This window comes from Bifidobacterium sp. LH_389 (genome assembly GCF_056357235.1).
On record NZ_JBKEVR010000009.1, the window covers coordinates 42515 to 68240 of the forward strand.

Below are 25726 nucleotides of genomic sequence, written 5' to 3' on the forward strand. Positions count from 1 at the left end.
CATCCAAGGAACGCGCCGTCTGCCCGTGAGGGTCGGCGCGTTCCGTGCTACTGTAGGCATCTTGTGGAAAACGACCATCGGACCGTCGGACGGCGTCCGATTGACATGAAGGGAGGGGCGGCATGGCCAAGGAGCAAGGCACCAAGCTGATCGTGCAGAACCGCAAGGCGCGGCACAACTACACCATCGAGGACAAATACGAGGCGGGCATCGCCCTGACCGGCACCGAGGTCAAGTCCCTGCGCGAGGGCCGCGCGTCGCTCGCCGAGGCGTTCGTCTCCATCGACCGGCGCGGGGAGGTCTGGCTCGAGAACGCGAACATCCCCGAATACCTCAACGGCACGTGGAACAATCACGCCCCCAAGCGCAAGCGCAAGCTGCTGCTCCACGCGGCGCAGATCGCCAAGCTGAGCCGGCAGATCGAAGCCAAGGGGTACACCATCGTGCCCATCAGCCTGTACTTCAAGGATGGGCGCGTCAAGGCGGAGATCGCCCTGGCCCGGGGCAAGCGCGAATTCGACAAGCGTCAGGCCCTGCGTGAGGAGCAGGACAAGCGCGAAGCCCTGCGCATCATGCGCTACAAGAACAAGGCAGTGCGCTGAGGCCTGCGCATTGATGCCTCCGCACATGTGCGCAGTGCGCGAAACAAGGCGGTAACGCGCGCGTAGCATGCCGACTTTATGGTGTGCCGCATAGGAAAGCCCGGTGGATCCTTCCCGGGCCCGCGCCTATGAGAGGAAGCCACCATGAAGATCACCGCCACCCTGAAACCGTTCGCCGCTGCCACGCTCGGCGTTGCCATGCTGCTGTCCGTCGCCGCGTGCGGCACCAGCGACGCGACCGATACCGCATCGTCAGCCGGCGCTTCCGGCTCGTCGTCCGCATCAGCGCAGGGCTACGATGTGAGTTCCGTGGCCAAGGACGATGCGATCGCCGCCCTCGTGCCCGACTCCGTGAAATCCGACGGCAAGCTCACCGTCGGCATGGACACCTCCTACGCGCCCGCCGAATTCCTGGACGATAGCCAGAAGCCCGTCGGCTACGACGTGGACCTCGCCAAGGCGCTCGGCAAGGTCATGGGGCTGGAGACCGAGCCGGTCACCTCCACGTTCGACTCGATCCTGCCGTCCATCGGCTCCAAGTACGACATCGGCATCTCCTCCTTCACCATCACCGACGAGCGCAAGGAGGCCGTGGACTTCGTGAGCTACTACAAGGCCGGTTCCACGTGGGCCGTGAAGAAGGGCAATCCGGAGAAGTTCGACTCCAAGAGCCTATGCGGGCTCAAGATCGCCGTGCAGACCGGCACCACGCAGGAGGAGGAAGTCAACGCGGCCAACGAGCAGTGCCCGGCGGACAAGAAGATCGAGATCCTGTCCAACAAGCTGCAGACCGACGTGACCACCAACGTGGTGACCGGCAAGGCCGTGGCCTTCTACGCAGATTCGCCGGTTGCCGGCTATGCGATCAGCCAGACCGGCGGACAGCTCGAGGCGTTCGGCGAGGATGTGGGCGTGGCCACGCAGGGCATCGCCATCAAGAAGGGCGACAGCGCGATGGACGAAGTCGTGCAGAAGGCCGTGACCAAGCTCATGGACGACGGCACGTACGCGAAGATTCTCGACCAGTGGGGCGTGAAGTCCGGCTCGATCGACAAGTCGGAGATCAACCCGGCCGCCGACTGACCGGTCTGGTTGGTTGAGTTGCCCGTCTGACCGGTTGGCTGTCTGGCCGGCTGATTGATCGACCGACCAACCGACCTCCGGCATCGATATTGTAATTTCGTTACAAAGTATGTCTCGTAGCGCGGCTTAGCGGCCCGGTTTGTAACGAAATTACAAAAATGGTCTCTAACGGCGCGTCAGCCATCATGTTTGTAACTTTTTTACAAATATGGTGGCTGACGGCCGCTACGAGACCATATTTGTAAAAAAGTTACAAAAGTGATGCGATTGCGGGAACGAGAGCGACTGCACGGGGACGGCCTGCAAGTAACGTTGTCGTAGCGAGACGTCATTATGGTGTTTTCCCAGTAAGACGCCGAGAGGTAAGGAACACGTTCCATGACGTTCAGATTCAAGTCCGCCGCGGCCGCGACCGTCGCCGCTTCCATGCTGTTCTCGCTCGCCGCATGCGGTACCACCGACGAGGGTGGCGCAGCCGCATCCGGTGCCGTCACGCAAGGGTACGACGTGAGCGCGGTGGCCAAGGACGATGCGATCGCCGCCCTTGTGCCGGACTCGGTGAAGTCCGACGGCAAGCTGTCCGTCGGCATGGAGCTGAGCTACGCGCCCGCCGAATTCCTCGCCGCAGACGGCACCACGCCGCTCGGCTACGACGTGGACATCTCCAGGGCGCTCGCCAAGGTGATGGGTCTCGAGGCGGACATCGTCTCCTCCACGTTCGACTCGATCGTTCCGTCCGTCGGCGCCAAGTACGACATCGGCATCACCGCCATGACCATCACCCCCGAGCGCCTTGACGCCGTGGACTTCGTGAGCTACTACAAGGCCGGCTCCACGTGGGCCGTGAAGAAGGGCAACCCGAACGGCGTGAACACCTCCGACCTGTGCGGTCTCAAGGTGGCCGTGCAGACCGGCACCGTGCAGGAGCAGGAAGCCAACGACGCCAACGCCAACTGCCCGGCGGACAGGAAGATCGAAGTGCTCTCCAGCAAGCTGCAGACCGACGCCGCCACCAACGTGGTGACCGGCAAGGCCGACGTGTTCTACGCGGATTCGCCGGTGGCCGGCTATGCGATCAGCCAGACCGGCGGCCAGCTCGAGGCGCTCGGCGGCAACGTCGGCTCCGTCAAGCAGGGCATCGCCATCAAGAAGGGCGACAGCGCGATGGACGAGGCCGTGCAGAAGGCCGTGACCAAGCTCATGGACGACGGCACGTACATGAACATCCTCAAGCATTGGGGCGTGGAATCCGGCGCTCTGGACAAGGCCGAGATCAACCCGACCGACCTCGAATAGTCGCGGCCCAACCGTCCGCGCAAACCGCAGGAGCAGGAGAAGGAAACCGACATGGCGAAGAAGGAAATCGACGGCGAGGGGCTGAACATCCCCAACCGCATCAAGGCGCTGCCCGTGCGCCGCACCGGTCCGGTCGTCGCGGCCGTGATCGTGGCGCTGCTCGCGGCCATGCTCATCCAGGGACTCGTCACCAACGAGCGCCTCGACTGGCCCACCGTATGGAAGTACCTGTTCAACGAGAACGTGCTCAAGGGCGTGCGCTACACGCTGGAGCTCACCGTCATCTCCATGGTGGTGGCGATCATCCTGTCGGTGATCCTCGCGATCATGCGCAAGTCCATCAACCCGGTGCTCAGGGGCGTGAGCTGGTTCTTCATCTGGTTCTTCCGCGGCACCCCGGTCTATACGCAGCTCGTGTTCTGGGGCCTGTTCTCCGTGCTCATCCCCAAGATCTCGCTGGGCATCCCGTTCACGGACGTGGCGTTCTGGAGCATCGACTCGTCCGTGGTGGTCACCGCGTTCAACGCCGCGTGGATCGGTCTGGCGCTCAACGAGGCTGCGTACCTCTCGGAGATCGTGCGCGCCGGCCTCGAGGCAGTGGACAACGGGCAGACCGAGGCGGCCGAGGCGCTGGGCATGAGGCGCTCGCTCATCATGCGGCGCATCATCCTGCCGCAGGCCATGCGCATCATCATCCCTCCCACCGGCAACGAGACCATCGGCATGCTCAAGAGCACGTCCCTGGTGCTGGCCGTGCCGTTCACGTACGAGCTGCAGTTCGCCACCAACGCCATCGCCAACCGCCTGTACAAGCCGATCCCGCTGCTGCTCGTGGCCTGCATCTGGTACCTGTTCATCACCTCCGTCATGATGGTCCTGCAGGCCCAGCTCGAACGGCACTTCGGCAAGGGCTTCGACGCCCGGCCCGTCGGCACCAAGGGCAAGCAGCCGCCGTACGATCCTCCCTACCCGGGTCGTTCCGACGGCGAACAGCAGGACGACGTCGCCAAGATCAATCAGGCGACCTTCACCGGACTCAACGCGTAAGGCGCGGAACACCGCGGAACAAGGTAAGGACGGCAATCATGACCAATCCGACGAATTCAGCAAGCTCAGCGAACCGCGTGGATCCGGCGAACCGCGCGGGCTCCGCGAACCCGGCGATCGTACCGGCCATCAAGGCCACCGGCGTGCACAAGGCCTTCGGCTCGCTGCACGTGCTCAAGGGCGTGGATCTCACCGTCATGCCCGGCACCGTGACCGTGATCCTCGGCCCCTCCGGTTCCGGCAAATCCACGTTCCTGCGCCTCATCAACCAGCTGGAGACCCTGACCGGCGGCGAGATCGACGTGGACGGCGAGATGATCGGCTACAAGACCGTGGAACGCCACGGGCAGCAGGTGCTCCAGACCCTCAACGACAGGGAGGTGGCCGCCCAGCGCGCCAAGCTCGGCATGGTGTTCCAACGCTTCAACCTGTTCCCGCATATGACCGCGCTGGAGAACGTGATGGAGGCGCCCGTGCATGTCAAGCGCATGAACAAGCACGAGGCTCGGGAACTGGCCGTCATGGAACTCAACCGCGTGGGACTGGGCGAGCGGCTCGACTACTACCCGGCGCAGCTTTCCGGTGGCCAGCAGCAGCGCGTGGCCATCGCCCGCGCACTGGCCATGAAGCCCGAGATCATGCTGTTCGACGAGCCCACCTCCGCACTCGACCCGGAACTCGTGGGCGAAGTGCTCAACGTGATGCGCTCGCTCGCCAAGGAGGGCATGACCATGGTGTGCGTGACCCACGAGATCGGCTTTGCGCGCGAAGTGGCCGATCAGGTGGTGTTCATGGACGGGGGAGTCGTGGTGGAGAAGGGCGGACCCGAGATCATCACGAACCCCAAGGAACCCCGGTTCAAGGACTTCCTGCAGCACGTGCTGTAAGTTGGCCCGGGCTTGCGACGGACCTGTGGAATTGTGCGGATAGCGTGAGACGGCGGGTTGCGGTTTCGGTGCGCAACATCCATCGGCTAGGCTGGTGAGCCATGTGTGGAATCGTAGGATATGCAGGATCAATCTCCACGGCGTGCGGCAAGCCCCTTGAGGTGTGCCTTCAGGGTTTGCGGCGCCTCGAATACCGCGGCTACGACTCGGCCGGCGTGGCACTGAGCGCCCCCGGCATGGAGCAGGTGGCCGTGCGCAAGAAGGCCGGTCGCCTCGACAATCTCGTCGCGGACATCGAACGCAATCCCATGCCCGCCGCCACCGTCGGCATCGGGCACACGCGCTGGGCCACCAATGGCGTGCCGAGCGACGTGAACGCCCACCCGCACACGAGCCGCGACGGCAAGGTTGCCATCATCCACAACGGCATTATCGAGAACGCCTCCCAGCTGCGGCTCGACCTGCAGGCCGAAGGCTACCGGTTCTCCTCCGACACGGACACCGAAGTGGCCGCCAAGCTGCTCGGCAAGATCGTCGACACCGTGATCCGCGAGGAAGGTCGGCCCGACCTGTTCAAGGCCGTCCGCCGCCTCGCCCGCATGCTGCAGGGCGCATTCACCATCCTCGCCACCGACTGCCGACAGCCGGACATCGTGGTTGGCGCGCGTCACGATTCGCCGCTCGTGGTGGGCTTGGGCGACGGGGAGAACTTCCTCGGCTCCGACGTGGCCGCATTTGTGGCCTACACCAAGCGGGCCATGGAAATCGATCAGGACCAGGCCGTGTGCGTGTCCGCCGATTCGGTGACCGTCACCGACTTCAACGGCAACGTGGTGGAGAACCCCAAGACCTACACCGTGGACTGGGACGCCTCCGCCGCGGAAAAGGGCGGCTGGGACTCCTTCATGGACAAGGAGATCCACGAGGATCCGGCCGCCGTGCAGCGCACCCTGCTCGGCCGGCTCGACGGGAACGGCGACCTCAACCTCGACGAGGTGCGCATTGACGAGCACGACTTCAAGGCCGTGGACAAGATCATCGTGATCGCCTGCGGCACCGCGGCCTACGCCGGCATGGTGGCCAAATACGCCATCGAACACTGGGTGCGCATCCCCGTGGAGGTGGAGCTCGCGCACGAATTCCGCTACCGCGACCCGATCCTCACGTCGCGCACGCTCGTGGTGGCCATCTCCCAGTCCGGCGAAACTATGGACACGCTCATGGCCCTGCGCCACGCCCGCGAGCAGGGCTCCAAGGTGCTCGCCATCTGCAACACGCAGGGCGCATCCATCCCGCGCGAATCCGACGCCGTGCTCTACACGCACGCCGGCCCGGAGGTGGCCGTGGCCTCCACCAAGGCGTTCGTGGCGCAGATCACCGCCGCCTACCTACTCGGCCTCTACCTTGCGCAGGTCAAGGGGGCCATGTTCCGCGACGAGATCCATCAGGTGCTCGATTCCCTGAAGCACATGCCGCGCAAGATCCAGTGGGTGATCGACACGCAGACCTCCGCCATCCAGGCCGCCGCCGAACGCATGGTGGACGCCAAGTCCTTCCTGTTCCTCGGACGCCACGTGGGCTACCCGGTGGCGCTCGAGGGTGCGTTGAAGCTCAAGGAGATCGCGTACACGTTCACCGAAGGGTTCGCGGCCGGCGAGCTCAAGCACGGGCCCATCGCGCTCGTGGACGAAGGCGAGCCCGTGGTGTTCATCGTGCCGCCGGAGCGCGGGCGCAACGTGCTGCACGTCAAGGTGATCTCCGGCATCGAGGAGGTGCGGGCGCGCGGCGCGTTCGTGATCGCCGTGGCGGAGGAGGGTGATCCAGATGTGGAACGCTACGCGGACGTGGTGTTCTGGCGGCCGCAGTGCCCCACCCTGATGAGCCCGCTGGTGGACGTGGTGCCGCTGCAGCTGTTCGCCATGGACATGGCCAAGCTCAAGGGCTACGACGTGGACAAGCCGAGGAATCTGGCCAAGTCCGTGACCGTTGAGTGACGGCTTGGTCGGCGGTTTGATCGGCGGTTTGAATGACGGTACTGCGGGCGGGGGATCCGGTGCGCCCGCTCGCCCGCACCGCTGGGTGACCGACGAGCCGCGCATCCCGTTCGCATGCGAAGTGCTGTACGAGGACGATCGGATCATCGTGGCCGACAAGCCGCACTTTCTGGCCACAACGCCCAGGGGCATGTGGTACCGCGAAACCGCGCTCATCCGGCTGCGCGAGCGGTACGGCGAGCCGGACATCACGCCGGCCCACCGCCTCGATCGCCTCACCGCCGGCGTGGTGGTGTTCGTGCGCAGACCGGAGTTCCGCGGCGCCTACCAGATGCTGTTCCAGAACCGGCTGGCCGTAAAGACCTACGAATGTCTTGCCCGGTGCGCGTCGGTAGCGCGTCCCCGGTTCGGCACCGTCGAGAGGCTGGAGCCGCCGCGGGTCTTCCCATTGCGGAGGCGGTCGCGGATCGTGAAGACCCGGGGTATCCTGCAGGCGTATGAGGAGCCGGGTGCGGTGAATGCGGAAACGGTGATTGAGCTGGGGTCTGGAGGAATGGGCGCTGCCGGCCGCGGCGGTTTCGGCCGTGCCGGTTCCCCAGCCGTGCGCGCGTACACCCTGCGCCCGCGCACCGGCAAGACCCATCAGCTGAGGGTTCACATGGCCTCGCTGGGTCTGCCGATCGTCGGCGACGACTTCTACCCGGTATTGCGCGAGCCGCGGGCCTACGACGACTTTTCCGAGCCGCTTGAGCTGGTGGCCAGATCCCTCGAGTTCACCGATCCGGTGACCGGGGAACCGCGGCGGTTCGTTTCGCGCGTGCCGCTGGGCTGCGGCCTATGACCGGTCTCCGGCGCATGCGGCGACGGAGCCTCGCCTCACCAGTTCCACGGGCAGTACGGCACGCACGCCGGTGGGCAGTTCCTCGCCCTCGCAGGCACGCATCACCATGGTGAATGCGCGCTCGCCGATCGCATCGAACGGTATGCGCACGGTGTCGAGGTCCAGCCGTGGCACGACGGCGGTCAGCGAGTCATCCACGCCGATCACGCTCACGTCCTCGGGCACGCGGCGACCGCTGGCGCGCATGGCCAGCATGCAGCCGTACGCCATCTGGTCGTTGGAGGCGTACACCGCCGTGCAGTTCGGATCCCGGGCGAGTTCGAGACCCGCGTCGTAGCCGGAATCCGCACTCCAATCGCCGCGCAGCACCGGGGGAGGGGTAACGCCTCGGCGTGCCAATGCCGCCCGCCATGCCTGTTCGCGCTCCTGGGAGGCGCAGGAGGATTCCGGTCCGGCGATGTGATGCACCGTGCGATGCCCCTCGTCCAGCAGCAGACCCACCGCCTGCGCGGAGCAGTCGAGCTGGTCGGCGTCCACGGTGAGGCAACCGGGCAGAGGCCCCTCGGTGATGAGCACGACGGGCAGTTTCGCGGTCGGCAGAAACGTCGTGAGGTCCGCAGGCCGGCGTTCCAGCGCGATGATCACGCCGTCGATGGGCAGGGTACGCATGCGGGCGAGGGCCTGCGCGGGGGTGAGGGACGGCTCTGCGGCGATGGGCGCGTGGTCTGCGTATGTGCGGTCGGCAGGCCGGCTGGCGGACTGGTTGACAAGCCGACCGGCAGGGTCGCCGGCGGATGTGCGGCTGGCGGCCCCGCCAGCCGTCCGGGCTCCGGTTTCGGTGCCGCCGTCCAGCGTGAGCAGGGTGATGGCGTAGCCGTAGCGTGCCGCCGTGGCGCTGATGCTGGACAGGATACGCATGTTGCCGGTCTGCGTGGTGTTGAACAGGATAACGCCCACATTGTTGAACCGGCCGTGCTTGAGTGCGCGGGCCGCGTAGTTGGGGCGGTAGCCGAGCTCGCGCATGGCGGCGCGCACGCGTTCGGCGGTGTCCGGACGGACGAGATCGCTGCCGTTGGCCACGCGGGAGACGGTTTGCGAGGACACGCCGGCGCGTTGCGCCACTTCGCGCAGGGAGATCGAGCCGGAACCCGGACCGGAGACCGAGCCGGATGCCGAGCCTTGTCGCCTCGAAGCTGAAGTCGTCGCCATGGAACCGCCTTTCGTGGTGCGTGCACGGGTTGGAAGTGAGTCGCCCGGCGTGTGCGGAGTCGTTACCTCTGCTATGATGATAACGTAAACATTCCCGTTCGGGAACGGATCGCCATCATGATCCGATCATAACGACAAGGAGGTCACATGGCACGCAGGGAACACCGCTGGCCCCAGCCGCTCGCCGGGCAGAAGGCCCGCGTCTGGTACGGCGGCGACTACAACCCCGATCAATGGCCCGAGGAGGTATGGGACGACGACATCCGCCTGATGAACAAGGCCGGCGTCAACTTCGTCTCCGTAGGCATCTTCAGCTGGGCGAAGATCGAACCGTCGGAGGGCGTATTCGACTTCGACTGGCTGGACCGCGTCATCGACAAGCTGGGCAAGGCCGGCATCGCCGTCGACCTCGCCTCCGCCACCGCCTCGCCGCCGATGTGGCTCACCCAGGCCCACCCCGAAGTGCTGTGGAAGGACTACCGCGGCGACGTCTGCTGGCCCGGCGCCCGCCAGCATTGGCGCCCCACCAGCCCCGTCTTCCGCGAGTACGCCCTCAAGTTGTGCCGTGCGATGGCCGAGCACTACAAGGACAACCCGTACGTGGTGGCCTGGCACGTGGGCAACGAGTACGGCTGCCATAACCGCTTCGACTACTCGGACGACGCCATGCGCGCCTTCCAGGACTGGTGCAAGGACCGCTACGGCACCATCGACGCCGTGAACGACGCGTGGGGCACCGCCTTCTGGTCGCAGCGCATGAATGACTTCTCCGAGATCGTGCCGCCGCGGTTCATCGGCGACGGCAACTTCATGAACCCCGGCAAGCTGCTCGACTTCAAGCGCTTCAGCTCCGACGCCCTCAAGGCGTTCTACGAGGCGGAGCGGGACGCACTGGCAGAGATCACTCCCGGCCTGCCGCTCACCACGAACTTCATGGTCTCCGAAACCGGCACCTGCCTCGACTATGACGACTGGGGCAGCGAAGTGGACTTCGTGTCCAACGACCATTACTTCAGCCCCGGCGAGGCGCACCTCGACGGCATCGCGTACACCGCGTCCCTCACGGACGGCATCGCGCGCAAGCAGCCGTGGTGCCTCATGGAGAACTCCACGTCCGCCGTGAACTGGCGTCCGATCAACTTCCGCAAGGAGCCCGGGCAGCTGGTGCGCGACGCCCTGACCCACCTCGCCATGGGCGCGGACGCGATCTGCTTCTTCCAGTGGCGGCAGTCCAAGGCCGGCGCCGAGAAGTTCCACTCCGCCATGGTGCCCCACGCGGGCGAGGACAGCCAGGTCTACCGCGACGTGTGCGAGCTCGGTGCGGATTTGAACAAGCTCGCGGACGAGGGCCTGCTCGGCACGAAGCTCGTCAAGTCCAAGGTGGCCGTGGTGTTCGACTACCAGTCGCAGTGGGCCACCGAGCACACCGCTACGCCCACGCAGAAGGTCCATCACGTCACCGAGCCGTTCGCATGGTTCCGCGCGCTTGCGGACCACGGCGTCACGGCCGATGTGGTGCCGGTGCGCGCCGACTGGGACGAGTACGAGGCCGTGGTGCTGCCGAGCCTGTACCTGATCGACGAGAGGACCGCACGCCGCGTGCGCGAGTACGTGGCGCAAGGCGGCAAGCTGCTCGTGAGCTCCTACACCGGCATCGCCGACGAGAAGGACCACATCTGGCTCGGTGGCTACCCGGGCGCCATCCGCGACGTGGTGGGCGTGCGTAGCGAGGAGTTCGTGCCGCTCGCCCAGGACGACGGCACGCTCGACCACCTCGACCTGAGCAACGGGGCCGTGGCCTACGACCTTGCCGACTGCATCACCTCCGTGGCGGACACTGCTCGGGTTCTGGCCACCTTCAAGGCCGATCCTGTGACCGGCATGGACGGACGCCCGGCCATCACCATCAACGAGTACGGCGATGGCAAGGCGGTCTACGTGGCCGGTCTGCTGGGCCGCTGGGGACTGTCGAAGAGCCTGCCCGAGCTGCTCGGCGAGCTGGACATCGACGCCCGCGCGGAGGAGGACTGCGGCGACGTGCTGCGTGTGGAGCGCGCCGACGAGTCGGATGAGAACCACTTCGTGTTCCTGTTCAACCGCACCCGCGAGAACGCCGTGGTGGACGTGGAGGGCGAGCCGGTGGTGAGCTCCCTGGTGCACCTGACCATGAGCGAGCATTCGGCCGTCATCAAGCCGAACGGCGTGCTGGTGGTCAAGCTGTAGCACGCATCGGCCCGTAGGTGCGGACCGGTTATCGGGGCTCCCCGTTGAGGATTCGGCGGGGAGCCCTTTCGTATGCGGAGCGGGGAAACCGTTCGCATACGAAAGGACCGCCGCTCAGCGCGCGGCACGCGTGCGCTGGTGGATGATCGCCATGCCCTTGAAGATGAGGTCCGGATCGTACACGTCGATCAGATCGGTGTCGTCGGCGAACACGCGGCCCAGTCCTCCGGTGGCGACCACCTGGAAGTCCTCGGGGATCTCCGCGCGGAACTGGCGGATCGTGCGCTCGATGCCGCCCAGGAAGTTGTAGTACAGACCGGCCTGCATGGCCGTCTTGGTGCCCTTGGCGAGGATGGTCTTCGGACGGGTGATCTCCACCTCCGGCAGCTGCGCGGTGCCGCCCCACAAGGCCGCGGCGGCCGTACGGATGCCCGTGGTGATGAGACCGGCGGTGATGGTGCCGCGGTCGTCCACGTAGTTGAACGTGGTGGCGGTGCCGAAGTCGGCCACGAGCGCCGGACCGCCGTACACGTGGTAGGCGCCCGCGCAGTCGGCCAGGCAGTCCGCGCCCATGGACTTCGGATCGTCCATGCGGATGTTGATGCCGGTCTTGACGCCCGGTCCCACCACCATCGGCTCGAGGCGCAGGAACTTCACGATCGACGCGCGGAACGAGTGCATCACCTTGGGCACCACGGAGGCGATGATCACGTCGTCCACGTCGTCCGGGCGGTAGCCGGACATGTCCAGGAACTCGGTGAGCAGCAGGCCGTACTCGTCCGACGTATGGTTTGCCTTCGTGGTGATGCGGTACGTGCCCACGATCCTCGAGCCCTCGAGGAATCCGAGCTTGATGTTGGTGTTGCCGATATCTACTGCGACGAGCATGCGTTCCCTTCCTTGACTGTGCGTTGTTGCGGATGCGTTCCGGACAGGCGGCTAGCGGCGCTGGCGCTGACGCGCGTAGATGATGGCGAGCCCCTTGAAGATGAGGTTGCGGTCGTATACGTCGATCGAGGCGGTGGCGTTCGTCAGGATGCTGCCGAGCCCGCCGGTGGCCACGACCGTGAAGTCCGCACCCGTCTCCCTGCGGAACTGGCGGATGGTGCATTCCACGCCGCCCAGAAACCCGTAGAACAGTCCGGCACGCATGGCCGCCGTGGTGTTGGTGCCCAGCACCGTGCCCGGATCGCCCAGTTCCACCTCCGGCAGCTGCGCGGTCTGCCCCCACAGGGCGTTCGCCGCGGTCTGCATGCCGATGCCGATCGCGCCCGCGCGAAACGTGCCGCCGGCGTCCACGTAGTCGTACGTGGTGGCGGTGCCGAAGTCGATCACCAGCACCGGGCCGCCGTACAGCTCGTACGCGCCCACCGAGTCGGCGATGCGGTCCGCGCCCACCGCCTTGGGGTTGTCCATGCGGATGTCGAGCCCGGTAGCCACGCCCGGGCCGAGCACCACCGGCTCCAGCCCCAGGAACTTCACGATGCTGTTGCGGAACGCATGCATCACCTTGGGCACCACGGAGGAGATGATCACCCCGTGGAATTCCGTGCGGTCCACGCCGGAGAGGGCCATGAACCGCTTGAGCATGAGCGCGTACTCGTCCGCCGTATGGTGGTTCTTCGTGGTGATGCGGTACGTGCCCACCACCGTGCCGCCGTTCAGGAACCCTACGGAAATGTTGGTGTTGCCGATGTCCACCGCGAGCAGCATGGGCGTTACGCCTCCCGCACGAAGTCCACGTCGAACATGGGCTGCTCTGCCAGCTTGTTCGCGTGGATCACGGCCAGTCGCTTGAGGATCAGCGCGGCCAGATCGTCCTTGCCCATGAGTGTGAGCGGTTCGGGGGCGGCCCCGGGCGTGAGGACCGTGACCACGTTGGTGTCCGTGGCGAATCCGGCGCCGCGGTCGTTGAGGTTGTTGGCCACCAGCATGTCGCAACGCTTCTCGGCGAGCTTCTGCGCGGCGTGCTCCACCAGATGCTCGGTCTCCATGGCAAAGCCGCACAGCACCTGTGGGCGCGGCTCCTCGCTGCCGTCGCCCAGCCGCACGCCCTCGCGCTTGTGTCCGCCCGCCCAAGCGAGGATGTCCGGGTTGGAGACGAGCTTCAGGTCCAGCGTGTCCCGCCCGTGCTTCTTGATCTTCTGCGGGTGCACGTTCTCGGCCCGGAAGTCGCCCACGGCGGCGGCCATGACCGTGATGTCCGCCTGCTCGAAGTGCGCCGCGACCGCGTCGAACATGTCCTGCGCGCTCGTCACGCGCACGGTGTCCACTCCGTCGGGGGCGGCCAGCGCGACCGGGCCGGAGACGAGCGTCACGTTCGCGCCCATGTCCCGCGCGGCCTCGGCGATCGCGTAGCCCATCTTGCCGGTCGAATGGTTGGTCAGGTAGCGTACCGGGTCCAGCGATTCCTGGGTCGGTCCGGCCGTCACCAGCACGTTGAGGCCCTTGAGCGGCAGCGTGGACGGGTCCGCGTGCGCGCGCAGCAGGGCGGCCACGGCCCGTTCGATCGCCGCGGGCTCCTCCATGCGGCCCTTGCCCACGTCCTGGCAGGCGAGCACGCCGGACTCCGGCTCCACGATCGTCCAGCCGTCCTCGCGGCAGCCCGCGAGGTTGCGCTGCGTGGCCGGATTGGCGTACATGTGCGTGTTCATGGCGGGGCACAGCATCTTCGGCCCCTCGTAGGCGAGCACGGTGGAGGTGAGCTCGTCGTCCGCGATGCCGTTGGCCACCTTGGCGATCACGTCCGCGCTCGCCGGGGCGATGACCAGCACGTCCGCCCATTTCGCGTCCTCGATGTGGCTGATGCCGGAAGAACCGGAATCCGGGGCCATGCCCGCCGCCGGACCGCGGCCGAACATGGCGGTGCGCACCGGACGGTGGGTGAGCGCGTTGAACGTGAGCGGCGTGACGAACTGCGTGCCCGCGGCCGTCATCGTCACGCGCACCTCGTGGCCGGCCTTGGTCCAGTCCGAAGCCAGATGGCAGGCCTTGAATGCGGCGATGCTGCCGGTGACCCCCAGAAGAATGTGCGCCATGAAAACCCTCCGATGCGCCTGCGGTCGCCGCGGGTCCATCCCGGTCGACGCCGTCCGTTGCCGATGCCCCCACCAGTATAGCGGCGGCGGGGGAGGACGGTGGCTGGCCCAGGGTTCGGCGTGCGACGGACGGCCGGTGTGTGACGAATCTCTCATTAGGCGGTTTGCGCGGGATCTGGGTAGGATAGTCGGCGGCGATGGTCGACCCGATGCGGCGGCCAATCGCACAAAGAGAACACCACAATCGCATGCACAAGGAGAGACGAAGCATGTCTCACAACGATGGTGCGCACGGCGAGTCCGGCGCAACCAAGCAGTCCAACGCGGCCAAGGCCGCATCCGCCAGCACCGACGCCTCGCTCAACGCGCGCGCCAAGGGCCCGCGCGGAGGCAAGCCCAAGGGCTGGCTCATCTCGCTCATTTCCGTCCTCGTCGTAGTGGCGGTGGTGATCGGCGTAACCGTGTACTTCAACGGCAGGGCGGCGGACGGAGCATCCGCGAACGGGGCCGCAGACGGCTCCTCGCAAACCGCGGACACCGTGACCGTGGGCATCAAGCTCGCCCCCGTGAACCTCGACATCCGCCACCAGTCCGGCTCCGCGCTCGAGCAGCTGCTCATCGGCAACGTGTACGAAGGCCTCGTCTCGCGCGACTCGGACAACAAGGTGCAGCCGGGCCTCGCCAGGAGCTGGGAGATCAGCGCGGACGGCCTGACCTACACGTTCCACCTCAACGAGAAGATGAACTTCTCCAACGGCGACGAGCTCAACGCCGACGACGTGGCGTGGTCCATCAACGAGCTCAAGGCGCAGAAGTACTACAACTACGATCAGGTCAAGAACCTCGACCACGCCGAGGCCGTGGACGCGCACACCGTGAGGATCACGCTCTCCGCGCCCGACTCCAACATGCTGTGGTACCTCTCCGGCCGCCCCGGCCTCGTGTTCGACAAGGACGCACAGTACGACGCGAAGACCTCCGCGCTCGGCTCCGGCCCGTACACCGTCGTCTCCTTCGACGCCAGCGACAAGCTCGTGCTCAAGGCCAACGACCGCTACTGGGGCACCGACCGCAAAGCCAGAACCGCCAACGTGGTGGTGCGCTTCCTGCCCGACGACAACGCGGCCGTCAACGCCCTGAAGAGTGGGGACGTGCAGGTGCTCTCGCCCATCACCGCCACGCTCGCCAAGCCGTTCCAGTCCGATCCCGCGCACTACACGGTCGCCGCGAACGACGGCTCCGACAAGTTCGTGCTCGCCTTCAACGTGACCAACCCCAAGCTTTCCGACCAGCGCGTGCGCCAGGCCATCCGCTACGGCATCGACCATGCGCAGATCATCGCCTCCCGCGGCGGCGTGGACGCACCCCTCGGCGGACCCATCCCGTCCGTGGACCCCGGCTACGAGGACCTGACGGGCCTGTACCCGCACGACGAGGCCAAGGCCAAGGCGCTCATGGCCGAGGCCGGCTACTCCGAAGCCAACCCGCTGCAGCTCACCCTCACGTACGCCAACGTGTACGGCACCGAGCTCGGCGACCAGCTCAAGAGCCAGCTCAAGCCCATCGGCATCGACCTGAAGATCAACTACGTGGAGTTCTCCACCTGGCTGCAGGACGTGCACACCAACGGCGACTACGAGCTGTCCCTCGTGGACCACGCCGAAAGCCACGACTTCTACAAGTGGGCCACGCCGACCTACTACTACCACTACGACAACAAGCAGGTGCAGGACCTCTACGCCAAGGCGCTCGCCGCCACCAGCGACGACGAAGCCGACGACTACTTGAAGCAGGCTGCGAAGATCGTGTCCGAGGACGCCCCCGCCGACTGGCTGTTCGGCTACCGCGTGACCGTGGCCATGGCCAAGGGCGTGCAGGGCTTCCCCGCCAAGCTCAGCCAGAGCGTGCTGCCGCTGTACGCCGTGACGTATACCAAGTAGCGGGCTGACGGGCGGCGGCATGACGGGCGGAGAAGAGCCACATCGGCCCGCTTCCGCCGCCCGTTGCCGTGCCGTCTTGCCGTGCCGTGCCATGTTGCTATCCCGTGTTGCTATCCCGTGTTGCTAAGGTGAAACCATGCGCTTTCTCGCACATCGACTGCTGCTGTTCGTAGCGGCGCTGTTCGGCGTTTCCGTGCTGGTGTTCGTCGCCCTGCGCATCCTGCCCGGCGACGTGGCCGCCGTCATGGCCGGCACCGCCGCCACGCCCGAACGCATCGCCGAACTGCGCACCCAGTTCGGGCTCGACCGCCCGCTCGCCGTCCAATACCTCGATTGGGTGGGCGGGCTCCTGCACGCCGACCTCGGCACGTCGGTGCTTACCGGCCGCGCGGTGATCGCACAGGTGGGCCAGCGCGCCTCGCTCACCTTCCCGCTGATCCTCATGAGCCTTGCGGTCGCGCTGCTCATCGGTCTGCCCCTCGGCTGCGCATCCGTACTGGCGCGCGGCAGGCGCATGCGCGGATTCCTCCACGTGGCGGCCATCGTGGGAGGAGCGGTGCCGGCCCTGTGGAGCGGCCTGCTGCTCATCCTCCTGTTCTCACGCGGCACCGGACTCATCGGCATCTTCCCCTCGCAGGGCTTCCCTGCCGAAGGCTGGCACGCTCCCGGGCGCGCACTGGCCTCGCTGGTGCTGCCGGCCGTGGCCACGGGCATCGTGGCGGGGGCGAGCATCATGCGCTACACGCGTGCGGCCGTGGGCGAGATCGCGGACAGCGGTGCGATCGACATGGCCATGGCCTGCGGCATGACCCGCACCCAGGCCGTGCTGCGCGTGGGCCTGCGCCTCGCCACCCCGCAGCTCGTCTCCGTGGCGGGCCTCACGTTCGCGCAGATGATCACCGGCGTGATGGTCATCGAAAGCCTGTTCGCCCTGCCCGGGCTGGGCGCGCTGCTCATCGGCGACGTGGGCAACCGCGACCTCATTGCCGTGCAGAGCGAACTGTTCCTGCTCGCCGCGTTCTTCCTGCTGCTGGGGCTCGCGATCGATCTGCTTCACCGTGCGCTCGACCCGCGGCTCAAGGCGGCGGATGCGGCGGGTGCCGATGCGACGGGTGCCGCCAACTCCGATGCGCTCCGGAATGGAGGCGAATGACATGAACCATACGTACCATACGGCAATCGGACGCATATTCGCCGGTGCACGGGCCCTGTGGCACCGCGGTTCCGGCCGGCACGCGCTGATCGTGCTGGGGATGTGGCTCGCCGTGGCCGTCGTTTCCCTGTTCTGGACGCCGCAGCCGCTGCTGGCCACCGACGGCTACCACGTGTGGGAGGCGCCCTCGCCCGCGCACCCGCTCGGCACCGACGGCACCGGAGCGGACGTGCTGAGCTGGCTCATGGCCGGCTCGCGCACCAACCTCGTCATCGCCGCGCTCACCGTGATCTGCTCCGGCGCGCTGGGACTCCTGCTCGTGGGGCTCATGGTCTCCCGCCGGGCCGGGCTCGGCTCCGTCACCGTGGCCGTGGTGGACGCGCTCATCTCCATCCCCACCGTGCTGATCGCCCTGCTGCTCACCGTGCCGTTCGGCGCGTCCGTGGGCGTGATCGTGGGCGCATGCTCCATCGCCTACGGGCTCAATCTGGCCCGCATCGCACGGCCCGCCGCCATGCTCGCCGCACGCAGCGACTACGTGGCCTGCGCGCTGGCCGGCGGCGCATCGGGATGGTACGCCTTCACCCGGCACATCGTCCCGAACATCATGCCCGTACTGCTCGTGCAGCTGTCCGTCTCCGCAGGCACCTCCGTGCTGGCCGAGGCGGGACTGACCTATCTGGGCGTGGGCGTGGGCGCCGGCGTGCCCAGCTGGGGACATTCGCTCGCCACATCCGTCAAATTCATCAACGTGTTCCCGCTGACCGTGGTCTGGCCGGGACTCGTGGTCACGCTCGCCGTCGTGGCGCTGAACCTGCTGGGCGATGCGCTCGAATCCGCGTTCGCCGCAGCTGGAAAGGAAGGGGATGCGCAATGAGCGTTGACGTGCGCAATCTCACGGTGACCGTCGGCTCGCGGACGATCGTGGACGGCGTGAACCTGACCGTGAACGACGGGGAGCGCGTGGGGCTCATCGGCTCCTCGGGCTCCGGCAAGTCCATGATCGCAAAGGCCATGCTCGGCCTGCTGCCGCGCAGTGCCCGGGCGACCGGTTCGGTGATGCTCGACGGCACCGAGACGATCGGGTCCGATGACCGCACGCTTGCAGACCTGCGCGGGCGTGCCGTGGGCGTGGTGTTCCAGAACCCCGGTGTTTCGCTCAACCCCGTGTCCACGGTGCTCAAGCAGGTGGAGCTGCCGTTGAGGATGCATTACGATCTCAACGCCACGGAACGCCGCGACCGCGTCATGGCCATGCTGGGCAAGGTGGGACTGAGCGAGGACGTGGCCGGCAAGTACCCACACGAACTGTCCGGCGGGCAGCAGCAGCGCGTGGGCATCGCCACCGCGCTTGTCACCTCGCCGAAGTTCATCGTGGCCGACGAGCCGACCACCGCGCTCGACTCGATCATCCAACGGCAAATCGTGGACCTGCTCGTCTCCCTGGTGGACGACTCCGGTGCATCCATGTTGTTCATCACGCACGACTTCTCCGTGCTCGCCCGTGCCACCACGCGTTGCACCGTGATCGACGGCGGGCGCGTGGCCGAGGAAGGCCCCACCGCGGATCTGCTGGCCGCGCCGGCGGCGCCGGCGACGAGGCAGCTCGTGCGGTCCGCGCGCAGGCTGACCCTGTCGGACGGCGGTGCCGGCGGTTTCCCCGCCGTGCGCTTGACTGCAACGACCCCTGTTCCTTCCTCCGACCGGGGAGGTGCCCGATGACCGCACTGCTGTCCGCATCGCACATCGTCAAGACGTTCCCCGTTTCCGGCGTTTCCGGCGGGTCCGGCTCCTCGGGAAACCGCCAGCAGGTGCTGTTCGACGTGTCCGCTGCGGTGGAGGCGGGGGAGTGCCTTGCCGTGATCGGCGGCTCCGGCTCCGGCAAATCCACGCTGACGCGCATCATGCTCGGCCTTGAATCCGCCGACTCGGGTGCCGTCACCTACGCCGGCCGACCGGTGACTGCCGGCCGCGGACTGCGGCTGCATGCCTCGGACGGGTTCCGCGCATTGCGTCGCGAGTCCGGGCTGGTGTTCCAGAACCCGTTCGCCTCGCTCGACCCGCGCTGGAGCGTCGCCCGATCCGTAGCCGAGCCGCTTGTGCTGGCGGGGCGAGGTCAGGATCGGAATGATCACGCGGATGCAGGCAGTGGCGTCGGCAGGGACATCGACCGGGCCGTCGCCAGGGCGCTGGATACGGTCGGACTGGATCCGGTCGAATTCGCCAACCGTCTGCCGTCCGCACTGTCCGGCGGGCAGGCGCAGCGCGTCGCCATCGCGCGCGCCATCGTGGCCTCGCCGCGGGTCATCCTCGCCGACGAGCCGATGAGCGCCATCGACGTGACCGCCCGCGTGCAGATTCTCGACGCGCTGAATGCCATCCGCAGCGAGCACCCAGACATGGCGCTGATCGTGGTCTCCCACGATCTGGGCGTGGTGCAGCATCTGGCTGACCGGATTCTGGTGCTCCATGACGGGCATGTGGTGGAATCCGGGCCGACAGAGGCGGTTCTGGGCAGTCCCAGGGACGCGTACACCCGCGAATTGGTGGCCGCGGCGTCCCTGTGAATGGGTTTTCGGTGATTTTCGGTTCACGCGATGATTTGCGATTCATCTTGTGAACCGGCAAGGTGAACACAGACGAACATGGACGCCGTTGGAATGCCAAGGTTTCTTCGGTGAAACCGCACGCCGGCCATGTGCGGGTCCGGTTCACACGATGAACGCGAATTCATCGCGTGAACCGGAAAATCGTTTTTCAGGCGGCGAGCTCGGCCTTGAGCGCCTTCAGATCGGCCAGAATCGCCTCGTGGCACCGCTCGTTGGCGTCGAAGGCAAGGTGGCAGAACGCGCACTCGTGGCCTTCTCGGTTTTCGTGGCACGTGTGGATGCAATCCTTGCCTTCGCACTGCTCGTCGGAGCCGTGCATGCAGTCGGTGTCGTCGCAGCAGTCGCCGGTCAGGCAGCAGCCGCAGCAGCCGCAGGCCGCCACGCCGTGCTCGTGGGTGGAGACGTCGAACTTGGCGAGCGTGTCCTTGCAGACGGCGAAGGTGCCTTCCTCGGTGACGATCTCGTAGGCGTGCTGGTCGATGGTTTTGATGGTCATTGGTGGTCCTTTCAGTGCGTTCATGGCGTTGTCGTCTGAAAGGGTAGAACCGCGCGCGATGCTTGTGAAAGTTAGTGAAAGTGGTTACCGGTCCCGTATGCCAGCATCATTGCGGGGACCGTCGATGGCGGTCCGCGCGCAGCGGGGGCACAGGCCGTAGATCTCCAGTTCGTGGGTGACTTCTACGTAGTGCAGTTTGCCCGCCGCCTGCTCGATCCACTGCTCCAGCCCAGGAATCTCGATCTCTATGGTCTTCCCGCAGCTGCGGCACATGATGTGGTGGTGGTGACGGTGGTCGGCGCAGGCGCGATACAGAGTTTCGCCGTTGAGATGGATGACGTCGAGCTTGCCCTGGCCTGCCATCAATTGCAGGTTCCGATAGGCGGTGGTGGTGCCGATGCGCGTGCCGCGGTTACGCAGAATGTCGGTGATCTCCTGAGCGGTGGCGAAACGCGACAGCTCGGACAGCGTCTGTTCGATCAGCATGCGTGGCCGGGTGACGCGGGGATTCGGCGGCTGCGGCGCGTGCGCGTCGATGTGATGCTCTTGACGGTCGGCCACTCTTCCCCTCCTGAATTCTTTATTAATGATACTTGTTATCGTTTAAGATGCAAATCGTGCGTTCAGTCGAGCGCCGGCGCTGTGGCGGGGGATGCGTCGCGAAAAAGGATGCGCCCCGATCGGTGGAGAACGATGGTCCGATCGGGGCGCAAGTATTGATCAGTGTTCTTGCCATCCTCGTTGCGCTCGCTCCGAGTGCCGGGGAGCCCGTTCGGGATGGCATGAAGCCTGCCTGGGGCACTGCGGATATGGCTCAGTGCGCGAGCATCTCCGTGGCCACCTCCTCGGCGCTCATCGAGGCCGGGTAGTAGGTGGGCCAGTTGTCCATCTCCTTCAGGGTTTCCTCCTGGGAGTCGCTGCCCATGAAGATGTGGAAGTGCGCGGCCTTCTCCGGCGCGATGCCGTGGTCGGAGAACTGCACCACCTTCGGAGCGCCTTCGGGCACGTCGCCCACGGCGGTGAACAGGTAGCGCACGCCGCGGTTGCCCTTGGCGTAGTCGAGGATCCTGTAGCCGTCGTACTTGTAGGTGGCGGTGACGGTCTGATCGCCCCGCGTGAAGCTCATCCGGTCGCCCTTGATGGCGATCTCGGTCACGTCGGTCTTGTAGCCGGTGTCGTAGTACCGCTTGTACTCCTCGGCAGTCATGTCGCCCTTCTTGGCCTTGGCCTCCATCACCGTGTCCAGCGTGCCGTCCTGCAGCAGCGGGTAGACCGACTGCCATTCGCCTTCGTAGTCGGACAGGGTGCGGTCCTTGACATCCTGCGTGAGGAAGTAGCCGTTCGCGGTGTCCGTGGCGAGTGCCTGCTTGGCGATCAGCGTGAGCCAGCCGAGCAGCGTGGACTGGTTCTCGGGCAGCTGCTCGGTGGCGGAGATGATCGTCTTGTGGCTGGCGACGGCCGCATCGTTGAGCTTCTGTGCGAAGCCGCCCATCTCCTGCGGGTTGACGACCAGGATGTCCACGTCGTTGCCGGAGACGACGTCGATCGCGGCCTTGAGGTCCGCGGCGGAGGGCTCGGCTTCGCTGTTCATGGCGTTGGTGTAGGCGGCGGGGGTGTGGTCTTCGGCGCCCAGATAGTCGAGCAGGTAGCTGATGATCGACTCGGTGGCCGCATAGGTGCGCTTGACGTTCTTGGCGCGGGCTTGGTTGACGAGCGCCACGAAGTTCGCGTATTCGCCGTTCCACTCGTTGAAGTGACGCTGGGCTGTGGCTGCGGTGTCCGTGCCTTCGCCCGCCTTGGAGACATAGGCGGCGTTGATCGCGTCGGCCGCCTTGAGCACGGCCTCCGGGCTGAACCACAGGTGCGGGTTCGTGGAGCCATGGTGGTGATGGTGGCCCTCCTCGCCATCGGAGGCCTCCTCATGCTCGTGCTCATGCTCCTCGGTGGCGGTGATGCCCATGAGGTCGCCCACGTTCACGATCGTCTGGCGGTTCGTGTCGAATTGCGCCTTCTCGGCCCAGCCGTCGTAGCCGGCGCCGTTGAGCACCACGATGTCCGCCTTGGCAAGTTTGGCCATGTCCGCCGCGGTGGCCTCGTAGTCGTGCGGGTCGGCTGCGGTGGAGTTGATCAGCGAGGTTACATTGGCGCATTTGCCGCCCAACTGCTGGGCGAGCGAGCCCCACTGGTTCACGGAGGCGACCACGTCGAAGGTGACGCTGCAGGCGTCATTCGTCTGCAGGGATGCGGCGTCGGCGGTGTGCCCTGCACCGTCTCCGGCGAGGGATGAGCCGCTCGACTGGCGTGCATAGGCGAATCCGCCCACGGTGAGGCCGGCGATCAGCGCGCCGCCGACGAATGCGGCGATGAGCGATGCGACGGTGCCCCGGCGGTTGCCGGCCGTGGGCTGGACGGCCGTTCCGGACGTCTTGGAGACATTGGTGCCGTCGGGCGTGTCGGCGCTGTTGACCGAGTTGGCTGAATTGGGGGTATGGCTGGCGTTCTGACCGGTCATGCTCTCTTCTCTTTTCTACCTGTGTTGCATTGGTGAATGGGTGACTGGAATGATTGGCGGAGGCCGCTCACGGCTTCCAATAGCCGCGACGCACGGCCGCGGCGAGGTTCTGGGGGACCCGTACCGTTTCGCCCTCCGGCGTTTGCACGTCGGTGAGCTGCGGTGTTTTGGCCTTCCAATTGGACCTGCGCGTGTGCGTGTTCGCGCGGGACGTTCTGACCTTGGGCAGTGCCATCAGCCTTGCCTCGCCTTCCATCGGGGATTCTTCTTGTTGATCACGTACAGATGCCCGCGGCGACGCACGACGACCGAGCCGTCCTTGCGGGCCAGCGAGCGGATGGATGCCTTGACTTTCATGGATTTCCTTTCCTGCCGGTTCTTCCGGCTGGTCTTGGGCGGCCGGCGTTCAATCCTTGCGCCCGTAGCGCCGGTTGAATTTCTGCACTTGGCCGGCCGTGTCGAGCACGACGTTCCTGCCGGTGTAGAACGGGTGGCTGTAGGAGGAGACCTCCACGTCGACCAAGGGATATGTGTTGCCGTCCTCCCATGTGACGGAGGGCAGGCTGGCGGCTTGTGCGGCCAATGTGGACCGCGTGAGGAACGAGACGTTCGACGACCGGTCGCGAAAGACCACGTAGCCGTATGCGGGGTGGATGTCTGGTTTCATGGGTGATTGGTTCCTTTGCTTTCGGCTGGCGTTCACCAGCTGGATTTCACGACGCCCGGCAGTTCCCCGCGGTGCGCCTTCTCGCGCAGGTTGATGCGTGACAGGCCGAATGCACGATGGAATCCGCGCGGCCTGCCGTCGACCGCGTCGCGGTTGCGCAGTCTGGTCGGGCTGGCATCGCGGGGGAGCGACTGCAGCCGGCGCATGGCTTCCGTGCGTTCCTCGGCGCTCAGATGCGGATTGACCGAGTCGCGCTTGTACTGTGCGCGGCGCTCGGCGTACTTTGCCACGGTCAGCTCACGCTGGCGCTGTTTGGCGATCTTGCTGGTCTTTGCCATTGATATTGCTTTCTGCCTGTGGCGGTTCCTACCGCGTTTCGTGGAACAGGACGCGCTTGCCCGCGACGGGGTCGAACTTCATGAGTTCCAGACGGTCCGGGGTGTTGCGCCGATTCTTGGTGGTGGTGTAGGTGAATCCGGTGCCGGCGGTGGACTTCAGGTGAATCACCGGGCGGTTTTCCGCGGATTTGCTGGCCATATGGCCCTTCTTTCTGCTGCTCGTTGGCGTTGACGCCGGCTTAAGCCACGCGCTCGCCGCGCTTTTCGATGCGCGCGATCGCCGCTTCGATGCCGATGCGGTCGATGGTTCTGATGCCCTTGGCGCTCAGCGTCAGGGTGACGCGACGGCCCAGCGAGGGCACCCAATAGTGCCTGGTCTGCAGGTTCGGACTGAAGCGCCGGCGGGTTTTGCGATGCGAATGGGAGACGCGGTTGCCGGTGCTCGCCCGCGTGCCCAGGATTTGACAATGTTTGGTCATGGATGCGACTATAGCATAACGATAATCATTTTCAAAAAAGAAAGGTCGAAATGATCCATCCGGCATTGCAATCATTGGGAAACGCGGAAAACGGCGATGGGGCAAATGCGCCCACCGTGGTGCTGCTGACGGGCGCCGATCGGCTGAGTCTGGACTCGGTCGCCTTCTCGCTGCTTGACGGCCGGCCGGACGCAGGTCGGATCTCCTACGACGTGCGCGCGGATGACCTCGCTGCGGCGGGCCTGTCCGTGGTGTGTCGCTGCGTGCCGCCGATCGGGCGGGAAACGGCCTGCGATCCGACTGCGGACGTGTTCGGTGCAGTTGCGGGCGATGCGGAGTCACTGCCGCTGGCCGAATGTTGCCTGAGCTGCACGGTCAAGCATGATCTTGAGCGGCAGCTGGGCGCATGGGCGCAGTCCGGCATGTGGCGCGATGGCAGGGGCGCCGGCGCCGAATCGCCCGCGGTGCTGGTGGTGCTGCCCGTTGGCGTGGAGGGTGTACCGATCGCGCAGTACCTTGAGGATGCGTTCCGGCTGCACGAGTGGGGTGCAGGCATGCATGTGGCCGCGATTGCCAATGCGGTGGGCCTGGATGAGTTCGAGGAGCGGTTCTACGACGATGCCCCGCTGATGCTCGCGGGCGGGCTTGGCGGGAAGACCGACGACGGCGTATTCGACGAGCGCTCGACCGGCGTGGTGGTCTCGCGGCTCATCCGCGAGGCCACGCATGTGCTCGAATTGCCGGTGGTCGGCCGCGGATGCCTCGCCCGGCATCTGGACGCGACGGGGGAGTGCATGTGCCGTGCGATCGTCCGGGCCATTGCGGTTGGTGGCGGTGCCGAAGTGTACGAGGATGCCCACGAGGCGACGTTGGAGACGCTGATGAAGAATAATGCGACGGTGAGGGCATGAGTTGGTGGCTGCGGCGTCCCTGTGAATGGGTTTTCGGCGATTTGCCGGTTCACGCGATGAATTGCGATTCATTGTGTGAACCGGCAAAGCGAACGCAGACGAACATGGACGCCGTTGGGATTCCGCGGTTTCTTCGGTGAAACTGCACGCCGGCCATGTGCGGTCCCGGTTCACACGATGAACGCGAATTCATCGCGTGAACCGGGACCGCCAGATGAGACGATTTCCCGGGGCGCCCGGGTTCTAAATAGAAGCGCAACACCCGCTCTAAGGTTGGAAGTGTTCAAGTCCACAACCGAAGAGAAAGTGTCGCGCTCATGACGAAAGTGTATTCCCACCTGTCGGCCGAGGAAAGAAACCGCATCGACGAGCTAAGGAACCGCGAGGGACTCGGCGTGCGC

27 protein-coding genes are annotated in these 25726 nt (G+C 66.0%); 14 read left to right on the forward strand and 13 right to left on the reverse strand.

Annotated elements, in window-relative coordinates:
• The first annotated feature begins 122 nt into the window (after nt 1-122).
• The 7 genes from smpB (at nt 123) to AC1AZA_RS08860 (ending at nt 7750) form a co-directional block, all read left to right on the forward strand.
• Complete coding sequence (gene smpB / locus AC1AZA_RS08830; protein WP_476514292.1) at nt 123-602, forward strand: SsrA-binding protein SmpB; 480 nt, start codon at nt 123-125, stop codon at nt 600-602.
• A 144-nt stretch (nt 603-746) separates the two neighbouring features.
• Nucleotides 747-1685 carry an ABC transporter substrate-binding protein gene (locus AC1AZA_RS08835; protein ID WP_476514293.1) on the forward strand — a complete coding sequence of 313 codons (939 nt, stop codon included), beginning with the start codon at nt 747-749 and terminating at the stop codon, nt 1683-1685.
• Between the two features lie 378 nt (nt 1686-2063).
• A complete protein-coding gene (locus AC1AZA_RS08840) occupies nt 2064-2981 on the forward strand; it encodes an ABC transporter substrate-binding protein (RefSeq protein ID WP_476514294.1) in 918 nt (305 codons plus the stop codon).
• A 51-nt stretch (nt 2982-3032) separates the two neighbouring features.
• Nucleotides 3033-4028: an amino acid ABC transporter permease gene (locus AC1AZA_RS08845; protein WP_476514295.1), complete on the forward strand. Its 996-nt coding sequence runs from the start codon at nt 3033-3035 to the stop codon at nt 4026-4028.
• A 38-nt stretch (nt 4029-4066) separates the two neighbouring features.
• Nucleotides 4067-4915, forward strand: coding sequence for an amino acid ABC transporter ATP-binding protein (locus tag AC1AZA_RS08850; protein WP_476514296.1), 849 nt, complete (start codon nt 4067-4069; stop codon nt 4913-4915).
• Between the two features lie 101 nt (nt 4916-5016).
• A complete protein-coding gene (glmS, locus tag AC1AZA_RS08855) occupies nt 5017-6909 on the forward strand; it encodes a glutamine--fructose-6-phosphate transaminase (isomerizing) (protein ID WP_476514297.1) in 1893 nt (630 codons plus the stop codon).
• 85 nt (nt 6910-6994) lie between these two features.
• Entirely contained in the window at nt 6995-7750 is a 756-nt protein-coding gene (locus AC1AZA_RS08860) for a pseudouridine synthase (RefSeq protein ID WP_476514315.1), read from the forward strand.
• On the opposite strand, the gene AC1AZA_RS08865 is transcribed toward AC1AZA_RS08860, so the two are convergent.
• Nucleotides 7745-8881 carry a LacI family DNA-binding transcriptional regulator gene (locus tag AC1AZA_RS08865; RefSeq protein ID WP_476514316.1) on the reverse strand — a complete coding sequence of 379 codons (1137 nt, stop codon included), beginning with the start codon at nt 8879-8881 and terminating at the stop codon, nt 7745-7747. The two genes, AC1AZA_RS08860 and AC1AZA_RS08865, sit on opposite strands and share 6 nt — an antisense overlap.
• Before the next feature lie 225 nt (nt 8882-9106).
• On the opposite strand from AC1AZA_RS08865, the gene AC1AZA_RS08870 reads away from it, so the two are divergent.
• On the forward strand, nt 9107-11182 hold the full coding sequence (locus AC1AZA_RS08870; protein WP_476514298.1) for a beta-galactosidase: 2076 nt from the start codon (nt 9107-9109) through the stop codon (nt 11180-11182).
• 114 nt (nt 11183-11296) lie between these two features.
• Here AC1AZA_RS08870 and AC1AZA_RS08875 read toward each other — a convergent pair whose 3' ends face one another.
• The 3 genes from AC1AZA_RS08875 to coaBC are packed head-to-tail and all read right to left on the reverse strand — an operon-like array spanning nt 11297 to nt 14220.
• Nucleotides 11297-12070, reverse strand: a complete 774-nt coding sequence (locus tag AC1AZA_RS08875) for a type III pantothenate kinase (protein WP_476514299.1) — start codon at nt 12068-12070, stop codon at nt 11297-11299.
• 51 nt (nt 12071-12121) lie between these two features.
• Complete coding sequence (locus tag AC1AZA_RS08880; RefSeq protein WP_476514300.1) at nt 12122-12895, reverse strand: type III pantothenate kinase; 774 nt, start codon at nt 12893-12895, stop codon at nt 12122-12124.
• A gap of 5 nt (nt 12896-12900) precedes the next feature.
• Nucleotides 12901-14220, reverse strand: coding sequence for a bifunctional phosphopantothenoylcysteine decarboxylase/phosphopantothenate--cysteine ligase CoaBC (gene coaBC, locus AC1AZA_RS08885; protein ID WP_476514301.1), 1320 nt, complete (start codon nt 14218-14220; stop codon nt 12901-12903).
• Nucleotides 14221-14489: 269 nt separating this feature from the next.
• Between coaBC and AC1AZA_RS08890 the strand changes: the two genes are divergently transcribed.
• From AC1AZA_RS08890 to AC1AZA_RS08910, 5 genes are all read left to right on the forward strand, one after another.
• Nucleotides 14490-16160 (forward strand): ABC transporter substrate-binding protein, encoded by a 1671-nt coding sequence (locus AC1AZA_RS08890; protein ID WP_476514302.1) that lies wholly within the window; start codon nt 14490-14492, stop codon nt 16158-16160.
• Between the two features lie 136 nt (nt 16161-16296).
• Nucleotides 16297-17313 (forward strand): ABC transporter permease, encoded by a 1017-nt coding sequence (locus AC1AZA_RS08895; protein WP_476514303.1) that lies wholly within the window; start codon nt 16297-16299, stop codon nt 17311-17313.
• A gap of 100 nt (nt 17314-17413) precedes the next feature.
• Nucleotides 17414-18190, forward strand: coding sequence for an ABC transporter permease (locus AC1AZA_RS08900; RefSeq protein WP_476514317.1), 777 nt, complete (start codon nt 17414-17416; stop codon nt 18188-18190).
• Nucleotides 18187-19035, forward strand: coding sequence for an ABC transporter ATP-binding protein (locus tag AC1AZA_RS08905; RefSeq protein ID WP_476514304.1), 849 nt, complete (start codon nt 18187-18189; stop codon nt 19033-19035). Before AC1AZA_RS08900 ends, AC1AZA_RS08905 begins: the two co-directional genes overlap by 4 nt.
• Complete coding sequence (locus AC1AZA_RS08910; protein WP_476514305.1) at nt 19032-19880, forward strand: ABC transporter ATP-binding protein; 849 nt, start codon at nt 19032-19034, stop codon at nt 19878-19880. The genes AC1AZA_RS08905 and AC1AZA_RS08910 overlap by 4 nt, the downstream gene beginning before the upstream one ends.
• 190 nt (nt 19881-20070) lie before the next feature.
• Here AC1AZA_RS08910 and AC1AZA_RS08915 read toward each other — a convergent pair whose 3' ends face one another.
• The 9 genes from AC1AZA_RS08915 to rpmB all read right to left on the reverse strand — a co-directional run bounded on the left by AC1AZA_RS08915 (nt 20071) and on the right by rpmB (nt 24414).
• On the reverse strand, nt 20071-20418 hold the full coding sequence (locus tag AC1AZA_RS08915) for a lectin-C (RefSeq protein WP_476514306.1): 348 nt from the start codon (nt 20416-20418) through the stop codon (nt 20071-20073).
• A gap of 84 nt (nt 20419-20502) precedes the next feature.
• Entirely contained in the window at nt 20503-20979 is a 477-nt protein-coding gene (locus AC1AZA_RS08920; protein ID WP_476514307.1) for a Fur family transcriptional regulator, read from the reverse strand.
• Between the two features lie 253 nt (nt 20980-21232).
• On the reverse strand, nt 21233-22930 hold the full coding sequence (locus AC1AZA_RS08925) for a metal ABC transporter substrate-binding protein (protein WP_476514308.1): 1698 nt from the start codon (nt 22928-22930) through the stop codon (nt 21233-21235).
• A gap of 67 nt (nt 22931-22997) precedes the next feature.
• The gene (gene rpmF / locus AC1AZA_RS08930; RefSeq protein WP_476514309.1) at nt 22998-23165 is read right to left on the reverse strand and encodes a 50S ribosomal protein L32; all 168 of its coding nucleotides are present in this window, start codon (nt 23163-23165) and stop codon (nt 22998-23000) included.
• On the reverse strand, nt 23165-23287 hold the full coding sequence (gene ykgO, locus AC1AZA_RS08935; protein ID WP_150354018.1) for a type B 50S ribosomal protein L36: 123 nt from the start codon (nt 23285-23287) through the stop codon (nt 23165-23167). The genes rpmF and ykgO overlap by 1 nt, the downstream gene beginning before the upstream one ends.
• Nucleotides 23288-23336: 49 nt before the next feature.
• Nucleotides 23337-23597 (reverse strand): type B 50S ribosomal protein L31, encoded by a 261-nt coding sequence (locus AC1AZA_RS08940; RefSeq protein WP_476514310.1) that lies wholly within the window; start codon nt 23595-23597, stop codon nt 23337-23339.
• Nucleotides 23598-23629: 32 nt separating this feature from the next.
• Nucleotides 23630-23935, reverse strand: a complete 306-nt coding sequence (gene rpsN / locus AC1AZA_RS08945; protein ID WP_476514311.1) for a 30S ribosomal protein S14 — start codon at nt 23933-23935, stop codon at nt 23630-23632.
• Between the two features lie 28 nt (nt 23936-23963).
• The gene (gene rpmG / locus AC1AZA_RS08950; protein ID WP_476514312.1) at nt 23964-24134 is read right to left on the reverse strand and encodes a 50S ribosomal protein L33; all 171 of its coding nucleotides are present in this window, start codon (nt 24132-24134) and stop codon (nt 23964-23966) included.
• Between the two features lie 40 nt (nt 24135-24174).
• Nucleotides 24175-24414, reverse strand: a complete 240-nt coding sequence (gene rpmB / locus AC1AZA_RS08955) for a 50S ribosomal protein L28 (RefSeq protein WP_476514313.1) — start codon at nt 24412-24414, stop codon at nt 24175-24177.
• A gap of 74 nt (nt 24415-24488) precedes the next feature.
• On the opposite strand from rpmB, the gene AC1AZA_RS08960 reads away from it, so the two are divergent.
• Nucleotides 24489-25325: a hypothetical protein gene (locus tag AC1AZA_RS08960; RefSeq protein WP_476514314.1), complete on the forward strand. Its 837-nt coding sequence runs from the start codon at nt 24489-24491 to the stop codon at nt 25323-25325.
• Nucleotides 25326-25726: the final 401 nt, after the last annotated feature.